This is a genomic window from Crenobacter cavernae (genome assembly GCF_003355495.1).
GTDB lineage: Bacteria > Pseudomonadota > Gammaproteobacteria > Burkholderiales > Chromobacteriaceae > Crenobacter > Crenobacter cavernae.
Genome location: NZ_CP031337.1, coordinates 2185460 through 2201941, shown reverse-complemented (window position 1 = coordinate 2201941; position 16482 = coordinate 2185460). Strand labels below are relative to the sequence as shown.

The window sequence follows — 16482 nt, the reverse complement described above, 5'->3', positions numbered from 1 at the left end:
CAGAAACACGCCATGTCCGTTCAAAAGCGCGGCATGGCGTGTTCTTCTTGCCGGACGCGTCGGTAGAATCGATCCACCGCCACTCAAAACCGCCGACCGTCATGACCCGAGCCGACTTCAGCCTCCTTGCCGCCACCCTCGCCGCCGAGACGCCCGATTCCATACCGTGGACGCTGCCCGGCGGTGCCACCGCGCGCTGGATCGACGTCGGCGCGCTGGTCATCGAGCCGGCCGGCGTGGCCTCGGCCGACCTCTTGCTGTCGGCCGGCGTCCACGGCAACGAGACCGCGCCGGTCGAGGTGGTCGAAGCCATCCTCGCCGACCTCATCGCCGGCCGTCTCGCGCCGTCGCTGCGTCTGATGGTGCTGCTCGGTAACCCGGCCGCGCTCGCTGCGGGCGAACGCTACCTCGACTACGACCTCAACCGCCTGTTCAACGGCGCGCACGCCCGCCACCCCGACGCGCGCGAAGCGCGCCGCGCGGTGCAGCTCGAAGCGCTGGCCACCGGTTTCTTCGAAAAGGCCCAGGGCCGGCGTCTGCACTACGACCTGCACACCGCGATCCGCGGCTCGGTGTTCGAAAAGTTCGCGATCTGCCCTTATCTGGACGGCCGCAAGGCTCGCCCGGACCAGTTCGCGTGGCTGGAAGCCGCCGGGGTCGAAGCGCTGCTCCTGCACAGCGCGCCCGCCTCCACCTTCACCTACAGCACCAGCCACCGTTCCGGTGCCGATGCGTTCACGCTGGAACTGGGCAAGGCGCGGCCGTTCGGCCAGAACGACCTCTCGCGCTTCGCCGGCATCGACCATGCGCTGCGCACGCTGATCGCCACCGGCCAGACCGACGACGACGCGCGCCCGGACGCGCTGCTCGGCTTTCGCGCCAAGTTCGACATCGTCAAGCTCAGCGACGCTTTCCGCCTGCACCTGGACGACGCGGTCGAGAACTTCACCGTGCTGCCCGACGGCATGCTGATCGCCGAGGACGGCGACGTGCGTTACCTGGCAAAGGGCGGCGACGAGCGCATCCTGTTCCCGAACCCCAAGGTCAAGAACGGCCTCAGGGCCGGTATCGTGGTCGAGCCGGTGGCGCTGGTCTGACAGGGCTCGGCCAACGCCGGATGGCGATTAGCATGAAAAAACCCGGCATAAGCCGGGTTTTTTGTCGGTCGGATGCGCAGCGGCTCAAAGGTAGTTGAACAGGCTCAGCTGCGATATCTGCTGGTAGGTCTTCTGCGAAGCCTGCAAGGCCGTCTGCGTCAGCTGGAAATCGCTGATCGCCTGCGGCACGTCCAGATCCTGCAGATTGCTGATATTCGCGGCGTATTGGACGTTGATGTCCTCGCCCACCGTCTGCAACGATTCGGCTTCTTTCATCCGCGCGCCGATTTTCGCGTCCACCCGCAGCAACTGATCCAGGCCGGTATCGAGGCCATCCAGCACCATGGCCAGACTATCGTCGTAGCTCGGGTAGACCGCGGTCGCCGGATCACTGGGGACCGCCACCTGCTGCGCGCTCAGGATCTCGTCGAGACGCCGCACCGCCTGCCAGAGCTCGCTGCCCGGCGTCGTCGCGTTCGGGTCGGCGACGGCGGGCGGAACGGGCGGAGGAACCGGCGTCGGAATCGCGCTCGTCACACCGAAGATCACGCCGCCGGGGTCGGTGATCGACAGATCGCGACCGGTGGACACCTGTACATCGAGCTGGCCGTAGTCGCCGTTGTACTGGATGGCGATGCCGCTGTTGACGGTCAGGTCGAACGGTTTGGTCTGCGTCCTGGTACCGGCGAACAGGTAATCGCCGTTCGCGTCGGTGGTATTGGCCAGGCCGACCAGCTCCTTGACCTGCTCGCGCAGACTGGTCTGCAGCGTGCGCCTGTCCTCGGGGGTCAGGCCGCCGTTGCCGGCCTGCACCGCCAGCGTCTTGATGTTCTGGATCACCTCGGAGCCCTTGCGCAGCGTCGCTTCGGGCACGGCGAGCCGCGACTCGACGTTCTTCGCGTTCTCCAGGAACTGGGTGTTTCTCGACTGCGCCTGCATGATGTTGACGACCTGCGACGAAGCGACCGGATCGTCCGACGGCCGTACGACGCGCTTGAGCAGCGACAGCTGCTCCTGCAGGCGTCCGAGCTGGCTTTGCTGTTTTTGCAGGCCGTAGGTACCGGTGAGGTATTGGGTATTGGAACTTACGCGCATCTTTCAACGCTCCTGAAGCCGATCAGCCGCCCAGTTGCAGCAAGTCGGAAAAGATTTTTTCGGCGATCTGGATCACCTTGCTCGACGCCTGATACGCCTGCTGGAAACGGATCAGGTTGGCGGCCTCTTCGTCGAGGTTCACGCCCGAGAACGATTCGCGCGCCAGCTTGACCTCCTTCAAGGTCGTCGCCTGGCTCTCGCCACCCACCTTGGCGGTGTTGGCGGCGCTGCCGACGAAGCTCACCAGTTGGCCGTAAAAGCTCTGGAAATTCGCGTTGGGCTGGACGCCGTCCGCCGGAACGAAGTCGTTGCTGCCGCCCGGGGTGTTCACCACCACGTTCTGGCTCTGGATCTTGGCGAGCACCAGCATGTTCGCGTTGTCCGACGGCGCCGCGTCCACAGACGCGGTACCGACTCCGCGCGCACCGATCCGGAATACTTCGCCATTATTGGGCGAGCCTTCCAGCTTGAATTCGATGGTGACGCCCGCCGAGTCGGTCAGACGGAAACCGCCGGCGATATCCTTCGACGTCGTGACCGTAAAAGGTGAAGGAGCCGGCGCGGTAAAGGTCTGCGTCGCCGTGTCGTAGCTCAGGTCGACCCCGGCCGGATAGGTGGTCGAGAAATTGTTGTTCAGCGTCTGCGGGCGGGCTCCGGCCTCCTGCCAGACCGACGAAACATAAGCCAGACTCGCCGGCGTACTGGTCGACGCCATCTTGAGCGAGGACCCGACCGCCAACTTGGCCGGGTCGTCGAGCTTGACCGAAAACACCCCGGTCGCCTCGCGCAACTGCTTGAGCTGCAGATAGGTCGGCGCACCGTCGATATCGACCAGTGACGACGGCGGCGCCCCCCCGTCCAGGTAAGCGTTCAGATCGGTGAACAGCTGGGCCGAGCCCGGCTGGTTGTTCAGGTCCCGTCCCAGCGCGTGCTGACGGTTCATCGTATCGGCGATCGAGATCGTCAGCCGTCCGAGGTCCGCCTGCACCCGGTTCAGCGTTTCGGAACGGTAATTGAGCAGCGCCCCCATTTTCCCGCCGTCGAGCATGCCGTTCGGAATCCGCACCTGGCCGCCGCCAAAACTGTACGCCACATCGAGTTGTTCCGGATCGTCGACGTTGGGCACCGTGGTCAGCTTGTTGGCGACGGCGCCGGTCACCAGCCCCTGGCCGTTACCGATGAAGACGCTGTAGCTGCCGTCGGGCTGGCTCATCACGTCGGTCTTCACCAGCTGGTTGAGCTCGTTCACCATCTGGTCGCGCTGGTCGAGCAGGTCGTTGGGCACACGGGCACTGCCCTGGTTCAACGCCAGGATGCGCTGGTTGATATCGGCGATCTGCCCGGAATAGGCGTTGATGCTTTCGACCACGGTCTGGAGCTGGCCGTTGACGCTGCGACGGACATCTTCGAATCGGCCATGCAGCGACTGGATGCGCCCGGCGAGACTCTGCGCGAGGTTGATCACGTCCTGGCGGGCGGGAATCGACTTCGGGTTGGCCGACAGGGTCTGCACCCCGCGGAAGAAGTCCTGCATGGCCGGCGACAGGCCCGCATCCTGATCGGCCACGACATTGTCGATCTGCGACAGGAAGGTATTCTGGGTCTGGTAGTAGCCGTCCAGCGCCGTCGCGCCGTTCAACTGGCGATCGAGGTAGCGGTCATAGATGCGCGACACCTGCGTGGTGTCGACGCCGCGCCCGACGTAGCCATACCCCTCGAAGAACGGCGTGCGCGCCGTCTGTGCGTTCACCTGGCGGTGATAGCCCGCCGTGTTGACGTTGCTGATGTTGTGGCTGGTGGTTTCCAGCGAGCCCCGCGCGGCGTTGAGGCCGCTGATGGCGATTCCGAAAATGCCGCTACCCATATCGCTCTCTCCTGAATGCTTTTATCGGCCGCGCCGGCGAAAACTTGACCCCCGTTCCGCCATCGGGCGCCCGGCAGGCCCGCTCAAATACCGCGCGCGATCAGGCCGCCGGCCACGTCGGCGAGCTTCTTCGCGTAGCGCGGGTCGGTCGCGTAGCCGCCCTGCTGCAGGCCTTGCGCGAAACCGCCGGCGTTGCCGCCCTGCCCCAGCGCGCCGCGGTAGCGCGGGTTGTCGGCCAGAAGGCGGGCGTAGTCGTCGAAGGCCGCGGCGTAAGACGGGTAGGAACGGAAGGTCTCGACCCGTTTTTGCGGCACGCCGCCGACGTATTCGGTGGTCAGCACGTCGACGGTGTCGCCCTTCCAGGCGCCGCCGGCCTTGATGCCGAACAGGTTGTGGCTGTCGCTGCCGTCGGCGTTGCGGATCGCGCGACGGCCCCAGCCGGTCTCGAGCGCCGCGTGCGCGACCACCAGCTGCGGTGCAACGCCGAGCGACTCGGCCGCGCGGCGTGCGTGCGGCAGCAGCGTCTCGACAAAGTTCTGCGGCGCAGCCGGCAAGGTCTTGCCCGCGTCGCCGGCAAGCTCGGCCGCCCGGGCGGCAGGATTTGCCTGCGCCTCGGCCCATTTCGCACCGTAGGCGGCCAGCGCTTTTTTCACCTGCGGCAACACGCTTTCGGTCGACGCGAACTGGCGCGTTTCGGGCGTCAGCGGCTCGTCGCTCTTGGAGAGCTTGGAGAGCTGGCGCGTCAGCACATCGGCCAGGCCCATGCCGCCGGCCTTGGACAGCGTCTGCACGAGCTGCTGGTCCAGCATGCCCTTGAAGGTGTCCATCTCGGGCGAGTCTTCCTCGTCGTCGAACGAGGTCGCACGCATCGCCTTCATCAGGTTGTCCATGAACAGCGCCTCGAACTGGCGCGCGGCTTCCTTGACCGTGCCCTTCGGGTCCTGCGCCGCGCGGGCGCGCAAGGTCTCTAGCCCGGTCGGGTCGACGGCGAGCCGCTTGGCGACATCGGCGGGACTGGCGGTGTTCGATAGCGGATTCATGGTCGGTGGCGCTCCTTCGGCATGAATAACAGCAAGAAGCGGGCCAGAAAAGAAAAAAGCGGCCACAAGGCCGCTTTTTGAAGGTTGGCCGAGCCTTGATGGCCCGGCGTCACGGGGGCGGTCAGATGATCTGCAGGTCGGCCTTGAGCGCGCCGGCCGCCTTGATCGCCTGCAGGATGGACACCAGGTCCTGCGGCGTCGCGCCGACCGCATTGAGCGCGTTGACCACCTGCGACAGCTTGGCGCTCTTGGGCAGGTTAACCACCTGGCCGGCGTCGGCACGGACGTTGATGTCGGGGTTGCCGGCGCGGTCGTTGTTGCCGACGGTGACCGACAGGTTGCCGTGCGCCACCGCGACCGGGTCCAGCGTGACCGCCTGGTTCATCACCACCGAACCGGTGCGCGCGTTGATGATGACGAGCGGCGTCACCTCGGCCGGCTTGACCGGGATGTTTTCCAGACGGGAGAGAAACTGCACGCGGCCGTCGTAGGGCGCGCGCACTTCGATCAGGCGGCCGTCGACCGCCTGCGCGGTGCCGGCGCCGAGCGAGCGGTTGATGGCCTCGACCACGCGGTTGGCGGTGGTGAAGTCGGCCTCAAGGAGTTCGAGCTGGACGGTCTCGTTGCTGCCGAGCACGGTCGGCACTTCGCGCTCGACGGTGGCACCCGACGGGATGCGGCCGACCGACAGCTGGTTGACCTGCGCCTTGTTGCCGCCGGCGCTGGCGCCGGCACCGCCGACCACCACGTTGCCCTGCGACATCGCGTAGATCTGGCCGTCGGCGCCCTTCAGCGGCGCCATCAACAGCGTGCCACCCCTGAGGCTCTTGGCGTCGCCGATCGACGACACGGTCACGTCTATCGCCTGGCCGCGCCGCGCGAACGGCGGCAGGCTGGCGGTGATGGTCACCGCCGCGGTGTTCTTCGGGTCGAGCTTGGTGCCGGGTGGAATCTGCACGCCGAGCTGGGCGAGCATGCTCGCCATCGACTGGATGGTGAACGGCGACGAACTGCCCTTGTCGCCGCTGCCGTCGAGACCGACGACGAGGCCGTAGCCGAGCAGCTGGTTGCTGCGGACGCCGCCGACCGACGCCAACTCCTTGATGCGTTGCTGGGCGAGCGCCGGCTGCATCAGCCCCGCCATCAGCCCCAGCACGAGCCAGAACCGCTTCATACCTAACTCCTTACGCGCGAAGGGCGACAGCGTATCAGAACGGCAGCACCGACAGGAAGAAACGGGACAGCCAGCCCGGCTCGATGTAGCGGCGCTGGTTGCCCTCGGTCTGCTGTTCGATGCGCGCGTCGGCGAGCTTGGTCGACGAGACGATATTGCCCGGCTTGATGTCGAGCGGGTTGACGACGCCGGACAGGCGGATAAATTCGGTGTCGCTGTTCAGGCGCATCTGTTTTTCGCCGCTGACCGCCAGGTTGCCGTTGGCGAGCACGTCGATCACGGTGACGGTGATCGAGCTCGTGAAGGCGGACGAACCGGTCACGCTGCCCTTGCCGTTGTTGCTGGCGCTGCCGTTGGCGCCGAAGCTCGCGCCGGCGATCTTGTCCTCGATGAAGTTGGAGAAGAACGGCAGGTTGAGGCTCGCGTCGATCGAACTGGACGTCGACGCGCTGCGGTTGCCCTTGCTCTCCGAACTGCTGGAGGTCGAGGTCCTCTCTTCGATGGCGACCGTCAGCGTGTCGCCGACCTGCGCCGGCTTCTTGTCCTCGAACAGCGGCCGGTAGTTCGTGCCCTGGAAGATCGAGCCGTTCGGCGTGGCGGCGACCGGCTTCGGTTGCGGGCGCGCGGTCATCGGCTGCTGCACCAGCGGCGGTTGCGGCGAGGTGCACGCGGCGAGCGCGGCGGCGGCAAAAAGGGGGACGAATCGTTTCATATGGCTCTGTTACAGCTGCGCGATGCGCTGCAGCATCTCGTCGGCGGTCTTGATCGCGCGCGAGTTCATCTCGAACGAACGCTGCGCCTGGATCATCTTCACCAGCTCTTCGGTCACGTTGACGTTGGAGTCTTCCAGATAACCCTGGCTGATGCGGCCGCGCGCGTCGGTGCCCGGGTCTCCGTCCTGCGGGTCGCCCGACGCGGCGGTCTGCAGGTACAGGTTCTCGCCTATGCTCTCGAGCCCCTGTGGGTTGATGAAGGTGGTTAGCTGGATGTTGCCGGCATTCTGCGGGTTCGGGTTGCCCGGCAGGAAGTACTGCACCGCGCCGGCGTCGGAAATGCTGATGCGGGTCGCGTCGGCCGGGATGTTGATCGCCGGGTCGAGCAGGTAGCCCGCCGGGTTGACGACGTCACCGTTCTGGTTGCGGCGGAACTCGCCGTCGCGGGTGTAGGCGATGATGCCGTCCGGGCGCTGGACGCGGAAGAAGCCCTCGCCGGTGATCGCCAGGTCGAGCGACTGCTCGGTCCGCGCCAGGCTGCCCTGCGAGTGGATGCGCGCGGTGGACACCGGCGCCGCGCCGGTGCCGATCTGCAGGCCGGTCGGCAGGGTGTTCCCGTTGGAGAGCTGCGAACCGGGCTGACGCAGGGTCTGGTAGTAGAGATCCTCGAACACCGCGTGGCTGCGCTTGAAACCCTTGGTGTTGACGTTGGCCAGGTTGTTCGAGACGACGTCGAGCGCGAACTGGCTCGAGTCCATGCCGGTCTTGGCGATATACAGCGAGCGCATCATGATGCGGAATCTCCTGGCCGTCAGGCCGTCATCGCCAGCACCTGCGTCGCGGAGCGCGCGTTCTGGTCGGCGGTTTGCATGAGTTTGATGTTGAGGTCGAACTGGCGGGCGTGCGAGATCATCTGCACCAGGCTGTCGACGGCGTTCACATTGCTGCCCTCGAGCGCGCCGGCGACCAGCTTCACGCCCTGGTCGGCCTGGACGGTGCCGCCGCCGTTGAGGCGGAACAGGCCATCTTCGCCCTTGTACACGTCGCGCACGGCCGGGTTGACCAGCTTGAGCTGGCCGACGATCTGCGGCGTCCGGTCCTGACCCGACTGCGGCGTGGCCATCACGGTGCCGTCCTGGCCGATTTCCGGCTTGCTGCCGGCCGGCACGGTGATCGGACCGCCGTCGCCGATGAGGGGCAGGCCGCTCTTCGTGCGCATCATGCCGGTTTCGTCGAGCGCGAAACCGCCGTCCCGGCTGTACGCCTCCTGGCCGTCCGGCCCCTGCACCGCGAAGAAGCCCGGCGTGCCGAGCGCGAAGTCGTTCGGGCTGCCGGTCTGCAGCAGGCTGCCCTGCGACATATCGTGGCCGACGGTGTTGTCGACGACATAGGTGCGGGTCGGCGAACCTTCGCCCTTGACCGGCAGCGCGCGGAACGACACCTGGTCGGCCTTGTAGCCGTTGGTATTGGCGTTGGCGAGGTTGTGCGAGGTGGTGGCCTGCTGCCATTCCACGTGCTTCGCGCCGTTCATCGCCAGGTAGATCATGCGGTCCACGGTTCAGCCTTTCACGCTCAACGCAGGTTGATCAGCGTCTGCAGGATCGAATCCTGCGTCTTGATTGTCTGCGCGTTCGCCTGGTAGAAGCGCTGCGCGGTGATCATGTTGACGAGCTCGGAGGTCAGGTCGACGTTGGAGTCCTCGAGCGCCGCCGACTGGACCGCGCCGACGTTGCTGCTGCCCGGCGTATTGACCTTGGGCTTGCCCGATTCATAGCTCTCGACCCAGCGGTTGTCGCCCGACGGCCTCAAGCCCTGCACGTTGGCGAAGCTGGTGAGCACCACCTGGCCGATGGTCTTGGTCTGGCCGTTCGAATAGCGCGCCTGCACGGTGCCGTCGGCCGAGGTGGCCAGCGTGGTCAACGAGCCGTCCGAGTAGCCGTCGGCGGTCAGCGTGTTGACCGAGAACGGGCCGGCGAACTGGGTGGTCTTGCTCAGGTCGACGGTGACCGACAGCGGCGCAGCACCGTTGGAGAGCGTCGGAGCGTTGAAGGTCACCGAGCCGGCCGGGGTCGCGAACGTGCCGTCGTTGTTGAAGGTCAGCGGGGTCAACAGTGCGTTCGGCGTGGTGGCCGGCGGCGTCACGGTCATGTCGACCGGATCGGTGTCGAAGCGGGTGTAAACGTTCCACTGCAGCGGCGTGGCGCTCTTCACATAGTAAAAGGTCATCAGGTGCGACACGCCGAGGCTGTCGTACACGGTGACCGAGCGCGAGTGGTTGATCGAGCTCGGATCCGGGTTGTTCGGATCGATACCCGGGAAGGCCACCGCCGGCGCGGTCTGCTTGGCGTCGAGGTTGGCACCGAGCGTCATGGTCGTGGTGGCCTTGGCGCCGATGTTGGCGGTATCGACCTGCAGTTCGACCGGCGGGCCGGCGACGATGGTGCCGTTGGCGTCGGCCTGGTAGCCGGTAAGCTTAAATCCGTTGTTGACGAAGTAGCCTTCGCGGTCGAGCTGGAACTGGCCGTTGCGCATATAGCCGACGTCGCCCTTGTTCTCGACGCGGAAGAAACCGTTACCGGCGATCGCCAGGTCCATCGGATTGCTGGTGTTGGTGAGGTTGCCCTGGGTGAACTGCTGCGACACGCCCACCGTCTTGGCGCCGATACCGGTCTGCGCGTTGGCGACGCCGTACAGGCTGCTCGCGTAGATGTCGGAGAACTCGGCGCGCGAGCCCTTGAAGCCGATGGTATTGGCGTTGGATACGTTGTTGCCGATCACGTCGAGTTGCTTCGAGGCGGCGGACAGACCGCTCAAACCCTGCTGAAAACCCATGTTCCGCTCCTGATTTTGTTTTACGGGGGCTTACGCCGCCACTTCGACCACGGTATCCAGCGTCACCCGCTTGCCGTTGCCGAGCGACAGGTTAGGCGTGAGGCCGTCGATGCCGACGCTCTTGACCTGCTGATAGGACAGCGCGGTCGCGTCGATCTGCTTGCCGCCCTGGGTCGCGGTGACCGCGAACGAGTATTCGCCGTCGGCCAGCTGTTCGCCGGTCACGTTCTTGCCGTCCCAGCCGAAATAGGTCAGGCCGTTCTTGGGCTGCTCGATCGAGAAGCTGTCGACCACGTTGCCCCTGCTGTCCTTGACGTCGATCTTCAGCTGGTCGGCATTCTGGCTGAGGCCGACCGCGCCGCGGGCCGAGCCGTCCTTGAGGTTCAGCCCGCTGTCGCCGACCAGCACGTTGCGGCCGATCAGCGCGGCGGCGTTCAGCGACTGCGACGCCATCTGCGCCTGGGTCAGGCCCGACATCGCCTGGTTCAGCTTCTCGAGGCCGGTGACGGTGCTGATCTGCGACATCTGTGCGGTCATCTGCGAGTTGTCCATCGGGTTCAGCGGGTCCTGCGCCTGCAGCTGCGTGGTGAACAGTTTCAGGAAACGGTTCTGGATCGCATCGGCGCTGCTGACGTCTTTCGTGGTCCCGCTACCACTCGTGCCGGTGGTGCCGTTGATCTTGTTCAGGATGCTCTGGTCGATGGTGGCCATTTGTACCTCGCTCGCGATTACTGGCCGAGCTGCAGCGTCTTCTGCAGCAGGGACTTGGCGGTATTCATCATTTCGACGTTGGTCTGGTAGGAGCGCGCGGCCGAGATCATGTCGGCCATTTCCTCCACCGGGTTCACGTTGGGCAGCTTCACGTAGCCGCGCTCATCGGCGAGCGGGTTGGCCGGGTCGAACTTGAGCTTGAACGGCGTCTTGTCCTCGACGACCGAGGTCACGCGCACGCCGGCGACCTGCGGCTGGCTGGCCGACACCGGGATCGCGGTGAACACCACGTGGCGGCCGCGGTACGGCTCGCCGGTCGAGCTCGTCGCGCTCTCGGCGTTGGCGATATTGCTCGCCACCAGGTTGAGGCGCTGCGACTGGGCGGTCAGCGCCGAGCCGGCGATGCCGAACACATTGGACAAGGACATGCTTACTGGCCTCCCTTGATGGCGTCGTTCAGGCTGGAGATGCGGCGGTTGAGGAAGGTCAGCGTCGACTGGTACTTCATCGCGTTGTCGGCGAAGGCGCCGCGCTCGACGTCCATGTCGACCGTGTTGCCGTCCAGGCTGGGCTGCACCGCGCCGCGGTATTGCAGGTCGGCGCCATTCGTCGTGGAGCCTGCACCCGCGCTGCCCGCCAGGTGGCGTGCAGCGGTCGCGGCGAGCGCCAGCTTGCCCTGGCCGTCTTCGGCCGACTTCATCGCCGCGCCAAAGTCGAAATCCATCGCCTTGTAGTAAGGCGTATCGGCGTTGGCGATGTTGCTGGCGATCACCTCGGCGCGGTAGGCGCGCAAGTCAAGCGCGCGCTGCTGGAAGTCGAAGTGTTTGGCGATCTTGTCGAGCATGGAATCTCCCGGGGACGCAAAACATAAGCATGTTCCGTGCCAGGCTCGGCCAACGTTGGCCGAGCCTGCATTAACGTTTGTTTGCAATTGATGCGTTGATCCGAAAGCCCTTGCGCGGAAAACGGCGACGGCACCGGCTTGCCGCAGCCGGCAAACGCGAGCGGCAAGTTTTGCCAGCGCGGCCATGAAAAACGCCACCGGACGGTGGCGTTCTTGGCGGCGGCAACGATGCGGCAATCAATCCGCTTCGCGGATCTCGAAGTCGTGCGTGATCTCGGCGGTCTTGGCGAGCATGATCGACGCCGAGCAGTACTTCTCGGCCGACAGCTTGATCGCGCGCTCGACCAACTCCGGCTTCACGCCGTGGCCGACGACGATGAAGTGGAAGTGGATCTTGGTGAACACCTTCGGGTCTTCGCTCGCGCGCTCCGAGTCGAGCTCGACCCAGCAGTCGCGCACGTCCTGGCGCGCCTTCTTCAGGATGGTGATCACGTCGTAACTGGTGCAGCCGGCGGTGCCGAGCAGCACCAGCTCCATCGGACGCGGACCGAGGTTGCGGCCGCCGCCCTCGGGCGCGCCGTCCATCACGACGGCGTGGCCGCTGCCGGTCTCGCCCATGAAGCAGACACCCTCCACCCACTTGAGTCGTGCTTTCATCTGTCCTCCTCCTGATCCGGCAAAAACGACAAGCCTACCATCGCCGGTTGGGGTCATAAAGAATCACCGGTAAAATGGCGGTTTCGCCTCATAGAAACACGCCATGTTGGTACTCGGAATCGAATCGTCCTGCGACGAAACCGGGGTCGCGCTCTACGACCTCGACCAGGGCTTGCTCGCCCACCATCTGCACACGCAGATGGCGATGCACGCCGAGTACGGCGGTGTGGTGCCCGAACTCGCCAGCCGCGACCATATCCGCCGCGTACTGCCGCTGACCGAAGCGTGCCTGAAAGACGCCGGCAAGACCTTGGCCGAGGTCTCGGCGATCGCCTACACGCAAGGGCCGGGCCTCGGCGGCGCGCTGATGGTCGGCGCCAGCTTCGCCAACGCGCTCGCCTTCGGTCTCAACATCCCGGTCGTCGGCATCCACCACCTCGAAGGCCATCTGTTGTCGCCCTTGCTATCCGAGCCGCGTCCCGACTTTCCCTTCGTCGCGCTGCTCGTCTCGGGCGGCCACACGCAGCTGATGGCGGTCAAGGGCATCGGCGACTACCAGGTGCTCGGCGAGACGCTCGACGACGCCGCCGGCGAGGCGTTCGACAAGACCGCCAAGCTGCTCGGCCTCGACTATCCGGGCGGCCCGACGCTGTCGAGGTTGGCCGAGCAAGGCACGCCGCACCGCTTCACGCTGCCGCGCCCGATGCTGCATTCGCCCGACCTCGACATGAGCTTCTCCGGGCTCAAGACCGCGGTATTGACGCTGGTGCGCCAGGTCGAAGCCGAGCACGGCGAGCTGACCGAGCCGCTGCGCTGCGACATCTGCCACGCGTTCCAGGAGGCGATCGTCGAGGTGCTGGTGAAAAAATCGCTGAAAGCCTTGAAACAGACCGGCATGAAGCGGTTGGTGGTCGCCGGCGGCGTCGGCGCCAACAAGCAGCTACGCGCCGCGCTCGACGACGCCGCAGCACGCCGCAAACTCGAGGTGTTCTACCCGCCCTTGGCGCTGTGCACCGACAACGGCGCGATGATCGCCTTCGCCGGCGCGATGCGCCTGAAACACGCGCACGCGCCCGGCGCCTTCACCATCAAGCCGCGCTGGGACCTGTCGGCGCTGCCGACCGCTTAACCCCCTTCACGCCGGCACGGGCAACCGGGCCGGCGACCCTGACTCATGATCCAGCTGAAAAACCTCACCCTGCGCCGCGGCACCAAAGAACTGTTGTCCGGCGCGACCGCGAACTTCCTGCCCGGGCAGAACACCGGCCTGGTCGGCGCCAACGGCGCCGGCAAGTCGAGCCTGTTCGCGCTGTTGCGCGGTGAACTGATCGCCGACGGCGGCGACCTCGTCGTCCCCGCGCATTGGACGCAGGCTCACGTCGCGCAGGAAACGCCTGCGCTCGACACGCCCGCGCTCGACTACGTGCTCGACGGCGACGCCGAACTGCGCGATCTGCAGCAAAGCTTGGCCGAGGCCGAAGCGCGCCACGACGGCGAGGCGATCGGCCACCTGCATGCCGACCTTGCGCACATCGACGCCTACTCGGCCGAGGCGCGCGCAGCCAAACTGCTGTCGGGCCTGGGCTTCGCGCCCGACGCGATCCGCCGCCCGGTCGCGAGCTTCTCCGGCGGCTGGCGGATGCGGCTCAACCTCGCGCAGGCGCTGATGTGTCGCTCCGACCTCTTGCTGCTCGACGAGCCGACCAACCATCTGGATCTGGAGACCGTGCTGTGGCTCGAGGACTGGCTGAAGGCCTATCCCGGCACGCTCTTGGTCATCTCGCACGACCGCGACTTTCTCGACTCGGTGTGCGGCCAGATCGCCGAGCTAGCCGACGCGCAGCTCACCGTCTACACCGGCAACTACAGCCAGTACGAGACGATGCGCGCCGAGAAGCTCGCGCGCCAGCAGTCGGCGTTCGAGAAGCAGCAGCGCCAGATCGCCCACCTCGAATCGTTCATCACGCGCTTCAAGGCCAAGGCGACCAAGGCGCGCCAGGCACAGAGCCGCGTCAAGGCGCTGGAAAAGCTCGAGCGGATCTCGGCGGCGCACGTCGATTCGCCGTTCGACTTCGCGTTCGACACGCCGGACAACCTGCCCAACCCGCTGCTACGCCTCGACGCCGCGCGCGTCGGCTACGGCGACAAGGTCATCCTCGACCGCGTCAACCTGTCGGTAGAAGCCGGCAGCCGCATCGGTCTTCTAGGCGTGAACGGCGCCGGCAAGTCGACGCTGGTGAAGCTCTTGGCCGGCGAGCTCGTACCGCTGTCGGGCCAGTGCATCGGCGCGCAGATGCTGAATATCGGCTACTTCGCGCAGCACCAGCTCGAAACGCTGCGCGTCGACCAGACGCCGCTGTGGCACTTGCAGAGGCTCGCACCGAACACGCGCGAGCAGGAGCTGCGTACCTTCCTCGGCGGCTTCAACTTCCACGGCGACGCCGCGCTCGCGCCGGTCGGCCCGATGTCGGGCGGCGAAAAGGCGCGCCTCGCACTGGCGCTGATCGTCTGGCAAAAGCCCAACCTCTTGCTGCTCGACGAACCGACCAACCACCTCGACCTGGAAATGCGCCACGCGCTGACGCTGGCGCTGCAGGACTTCGCCGGCGCCTTGATCGTCGTCTCGCACGACCGCGCGCTGCTCGAAGCGACGACCGACCGCTTCTGGCTGGTCGCGAACGGCAAGGTCGAGGCGTTCGACGGCGACCTCGAGGACTACCGCCGCTGGCGGCTCGAACAGTTGGCCGAGAGTGCCGCACCCGGCAACGGCGACGCGCAGGGCGTCAACCGCAAGGAACAGAAGCGGCTCGCGGCCGAAACGCGCCAACGCTTGTCGGTGCTGAAAAAACCGCTGCAGACGCGGCTTAACAAGCTAGAGAAAGAGCTCGACGCGCTGTCCACGCAAAAAACCGGCTACGAGGCCTTCATGGCGTCGGAAGGCGCCTACGCCGAGGAAAACAAGGCCAAGCTCGCCGACGCGGTGAAAAAACTCGGCGAAGTCGGCGCCAGGTTGACCGAGGTCGAGGAAGACTGGATGACGGTGCAGGAAGAACTCGAACAGCTCGAGGCCGACGCCTGAGCCCCCCGCCACACACACGGCCGCCTTGCGCGGCCATTTTTTCGACTGCGAACCCTCCCGAACCGGACCCCCCTCCCGTTCACACAATCCACGCGCGTTCTTGTTCGTTTAGCAACCTATCCACAGGAAAGCGGGGATAAGCATGTGGATAAGCCTGGGGAAAACCGGAATTTCTCTTTTTCGACAGCCACTTGTAAACGCGCCCAAATTTTCGGCGAAGGAACGGCAATTGTTCACGAGGAACGGGCACAAGGCTGGGAACAAGCTGTGGAAACATTCGCTAAGTCACTGTCTAGCAGCAGCTTATTCAGGACCGATCAAATTTTAAGCAACCGGGCGACCGTTTACATCGCGGAGTACGGAGAGATCGGTCTGTGCAAAAACGAATACCCGAGCCCGGCGACTGCAAGCCTCCCTTTTCACCCGCTCGACAGGCACAAAAAAAGCACCCGACGCGGGTGCTTTTTCTTGAATCCAGGGAAACCTTAGGCGACTGCCGGCTCCTGCAGCAGCATCGCCAGCAGCGTGGCGACCTGCCCTTTCAGCTCGCGGCGGTCGACGATCATGTCGATCGCGCCCTTCTCGAGCAGGAACTCGGCGCGCTGGAAGCCTTCTGGCAGCGTCTCGCGTACCGTCTGCTCGATCACGCGCGGGCCGGCGAAGCCGATCAGCGCGCCCGGCTCGCCGATCACCACGTCGCCCAGGAAGGCGAACGAAGCGGACACGCCGCCCATGGTCGGGTCGGTCAGGATCGAGATGAACGGCAGCTTGGCGTCGGCGAGCCAAGTCAGCGCGGCGCTGGTCTTGGCCATCTGCATCAGCGAATTCAGGCCTTCCTGCATCCGCGCGCCACCGGAGGCGGACACACAGATGAACGGCGCCTTGGCTTCGAGCGCGGCCTGCACGCCGCGTACGAAACGCTCGCCGACCACCGAGCCCATCGAGCCGCCGATGAACTTGAATTCGAAGGCGGCGACCACGGCCGGAATATTGTGGATGCTGCCCTGCATCACGACCAGCGCATCGTCTTCGCCGGTGCTGGCGGCGGCGGCGGTCAGGCGGTCCGGGTAACGCTTGCCATCCTTGAACTTCAGGATGTCGACCGGCTTCACTTCGGCGCCGATCTCGCGGCGGCCTTCTGCGTCCAGCAGCATATTGAGCCGCCCGCGCGCGTTGACCGGGTGGTGGTGGTTACACTTGGGGCAGACTTGCAGATTGCTTTCGAGATCGGTGTAGTAAAGCACCGCCTCGCAGGCCGAGCACTTGCTCCACAGCCCCTCGGGAACCGCCGAAGGCTTGCTCGCGCGGCTGTCGCGCTTGATCTTCGGCGGGAGGAGCTTGTTCAACCAGCTCATGCTGACTCCTTAAAATCTTTG

At 65.7% G+C, this 16482-nt stretch carries 16 protein-coding genes; 3 read left to right on the top strand and 13 right to left on the bottom strand.

Annotation, left to right across the window (positions count from 1 at the left end; all coding sequences use genetic code 11):
* The first annotated feature begins 101 nt into the window (after positions 1–101).
* On the top strand, positions 102–1097 hold the full coding sequence (gene astE, locus DWG20_RS10690; RefSeq protein WP_115434790.1) for a succinylglutamate desuccinylase: 996 nt from the start codon (positions 102–104) through the stop codon (positions 1095–1097).
* Positions 1098–1181: 84 nt separating this feature from the next.
* Here the strand turns inward: astE and flgL are convergent, their stop codons facing one another.
* The 12 genes from flgL to DWG20_RS10630 all read right to left on the bottom strand — a co-directional run bounded on the left by flgL (position 1182) and on the right by DWG20_RS10630 (position 12027).
* Positions 1182–2192: a flagellar hook-associated protein FlgL gene (gene flgL / locus DWG20_RS10685; RefSeq protein WP_115433800.1), complete on the bottom strand. Its 1011-nt coding sequence runs from the start codon at positions 2190–2192 to the stop codon at positions 1182–1184.
* A 22-nt stretch (positions 2193–2214) separates the two neighbouring features.
* On the bottom strand, positions 2215–4056 hold the full coding sequence (gene flgK, locus DWG20_RS10680) for a flagellar hook-associated protein FlgK (protein ID WP_115433799.1): 1842 nt from the start codon (positions 4054–4056) through the stop codon (positions 2215–2217).
* 83 nt (positions 4057–4139) lie between these two features.
* The gene (gene flgJ / locus DWG20_RS10675; protein WP_115433798.1) at positions 4140–5096 is read right to left on the bottom strand and encodes a flagellar assembly peptidoglycan hydrolase FlgJ; all 957 of its coding nucleotides are present in this window, start codon (positions 5094–5096) and stop codon (positions 4140–4142) included.
* A 121-nt stretch (positions 5097–5217) separates the two neighbouring features.
* Positions 5218–6270, bottom strand: coding sequence for a flagellar basal body P-ring protein FlgI (locus DWG20_RS10670; protein ID WP_115433797.1), 1053 nt, complete (start codon positions 6268–6270; stop codon positions 5218–5220).
* A 34-nt stretch (positions 6271–6304) separates the two neighbouring features.
* A complete protein-coding gene (locus DWG20_RS10665; protein WP_115433796.1) occupies positions 6305–6982 on the bottom strand; it encodes a flagellar basal body L-ring protein FlgH in 678 nt (225 codons plus the stop codon).
* 9 nt (positions 6983–6991) lie between these two features.
* Positions 6992–7774, bottom strand: a complete 783-nt coding sequence (gene flgG / locus DWG20_RS10660) for a flagellar basal-body rod protein FlgG (RefSeq protein WP_115433795.1) — start codon at positions 7772–7774, stop codon at positions 6992–6994.
* Between the two features lie 20 nt (positions 7775–7794).
* Positions 7795–8529 (bottom strand): flagellar basal-body rod protein FlgF, encoded by a 735-nt coding sequence (gene flgF, locus DWG20_RS10655; RefSeq protein WP_245944811.1) that lies wholly within the window; start codon positions 8527–8529, stop codon positions 7795–7797.
* A 26-nt stretch (positions 8530–8555) separates the two neighbouring features.
* Positions 8556–9815, bottom strand: coding sequence for a flagellar hook protein FlgE (gene flgE, locus DWG20_RS10650; RefSeq protein ID WP_115433793.1), 1260 nt, complete (start codon positions 9813–9815; stop codon positions 8556–8558).
* Positions 9816–9845: 30 nt separating this feature from the next.
* Entirely contained in the window at positions 9846–10526 is a 681-nt protein-coding gene (locus DWG20_RS10645) for a flagellar hook assembly protein FlgD (protein WP_115433792.1), read from the bottom strand.
* 17 nt (positions 10527–10543) lie between these two features.
* Positions 10544–10954: a flagellar basal body rod protein FlgC gene (gene flgC, locus DWG20_RS10640; RefSeq protein WP_115433791.1), complete on the bottom strand. Its 411-nt coding sequence runs from the start codon at positions 10952–10954 to the stop codon at positions 10544–10546.
* A gap of 2 nt (positions 10955–10956) precedes the next feature.
* Positions 10957–11370 carry a flagellar basal body rod protein FlgB gene (gene flgB / locus DWG20_RS10635; RefSeq protein WP_115433790.1) on the bottom strand — a complete coding sequence of 138 codons (414 nt, stop codon included), beginning with the start codon at positions 11368–11370 and terminating at the stop codon, positions 10957–10959.
* Positions 11371–11607: 237 nt separating this feature from the next.
* On the bottom strand, positions 11608–12027 hold the full coding sequence (locus tag DWG20_RS10630) for an OsmC family protein (protein WP_115433789.1): 420 nt from the start codon (positions 12025–12027) through the stop codon (positions 11608–11610).
* A gap of 103 nt (positions 12028–12130) precedes the next feature.
* On the opposite strand from DWG20_RS10630, the gene tsaD reads away from it, so the two are divergent.
* Complete coding sequence (tsaD, locus tag DWG20_RS10625; protein WP_115433788.1) at positions 12131–13156, top strand: tRNA (adenosine(37)-N6)-threonylcarbamoyltransferase complex transferase subunit TsaD; 1026 nt, start codon at positions 12131–12133, stop codon at positions 13154–13156.
* Between the two features lie 45 nt (positions 13157–13201).
* Entirely contained in the window at positions 13202–15106 is a 1905-nt protein-coding gene (gene abc-f / locus DWG20_RS10620; RefSeq protein ID WP_115433787.1) for a ribosomal protection-like ABC-F family protein, read from the top strand.
* A gap of 485 nt (positions 15107–15591) precedes the next feature.
* Here abc-f and accD read toward each other — a convergent pair whose 3' ends face one another.
* The gene (gene accD, locus DWG20_RS10615; RefSeq protein ID WP_115433786.1) at positions 15592–16461 is read right to left on the bottom strand and encodes an acetyl-CoA carboxylase, carboxyltransferase subunit beta; all 870 of its coding nucleotides are present in this window, start codon (positions 16459–16461) and stop codon (positions 15592–15594) included.
* Positions 16462–16482: the final 21 nt, after the last annotated feature.

Coding starts and splice junctions, on each gene's coding strand:
- abc-f (WP_115433787.1), top strand. CDS start 13,202: ATGATCCAGCTGAAAAACCTCACCCTGCGCCGCGGCACCAAAGAACTG.
- DWG20_RS10670 (WP_115433797.1), bottom strand. CDS start 6,270: ATGAAGCGGTTCTGGCTCGTGCTGGGGCTGATGGCGGGGCTGATGCAG.
- astE (WP_115434790.1), top strand. CDS start 102: ATGACCCGAGCCGACTTCAGCCTCCTTGCCGCCACCCTCGCCGCCGAG.
- flgG (WP_115433795.1), bottom strand. CDS start 7,774: ATGATGCGCTCGCTGTATATCGCCAAGACCGGCATGGACTCGAGCCAG.
- flgJ (WP_115433798.1), bottom strand. CDS start 5,096: ATGAATCCGCTATCGAACACCGCCAGTCCCGCCGATGTCGCCAAGCGG.
- tsaD (WP_115433788.1), top strand. CDS start 12,131: ATGTTGGTACTCGGAATCGAATCGTCCTGCGACGAAACCGGGGTCGCG.
- flgE (WP_115433793.1), bottom strand. CDS start 9,815: ATGGGTTTTCAGCAGGGTTTGAGCGGTCTGTCCGCCGCCTCGAAGCAA.
- DWG20_RS10630 (WP_115433789.1), bottom strand. CDS start 12,027: ATGAAAGCACGACTCAAGTGGGTGGAGGGTGTCTGCTTCATGGGCGAG.
- DWG20_RS10645 (WP_115433792.1), bottom strand. CDS start 10,526: ATGGCCACCATCGACCAGAGCATCCTGAACAAGATCAACGGCACCACC.
- flgC (WP_115433791.1), bottom strand. CDS start 10,954: ATGTCCTTGTCCAATGTGTTCGGCATCGCCGGCTCGGCGCTGACCGCC.
- flgB (WP_115433790.1), bottom strand. CDS start 11,370: ATGCTCGACAAGATCGCCAAACACTTCGACTTCCAGCAGCGCGCGCTT.
- flgK (WP_115433799.1), bottom strand. CDS start 4,056: ATGGGTAGCGGCATTTTCGGAATCGCCATCAGCGGCCTCAACGCCGCG.
- DWG20_RS10665 (WP_115433796.1), bottom strand. CDS start 6,982: ATGAAACGATTCGTCCCCCTTTTTGCCGCCGCCGCGCTCGCCGCGTGC.
- flgF (WP_245944811.1), bottom strand. CDS start 8,529: ATGATCTACCTGGCGATGAACGGCGCGAAGCACGTGGAATGGCAGCAG.
- flgL (WP_115433800.1), bottom strand. CDS start 2,192: ATGCGCGTAAGTTCCAATACCCAATACCTCACCGGTACCTACGGCCTG.
- accD (WP_115433786.1), bottom strand. CDS start 16,461: ATGAGCTGGTTGAACAAGCTCCTCCCGCCGAAGATCAAGCGCGACAGC.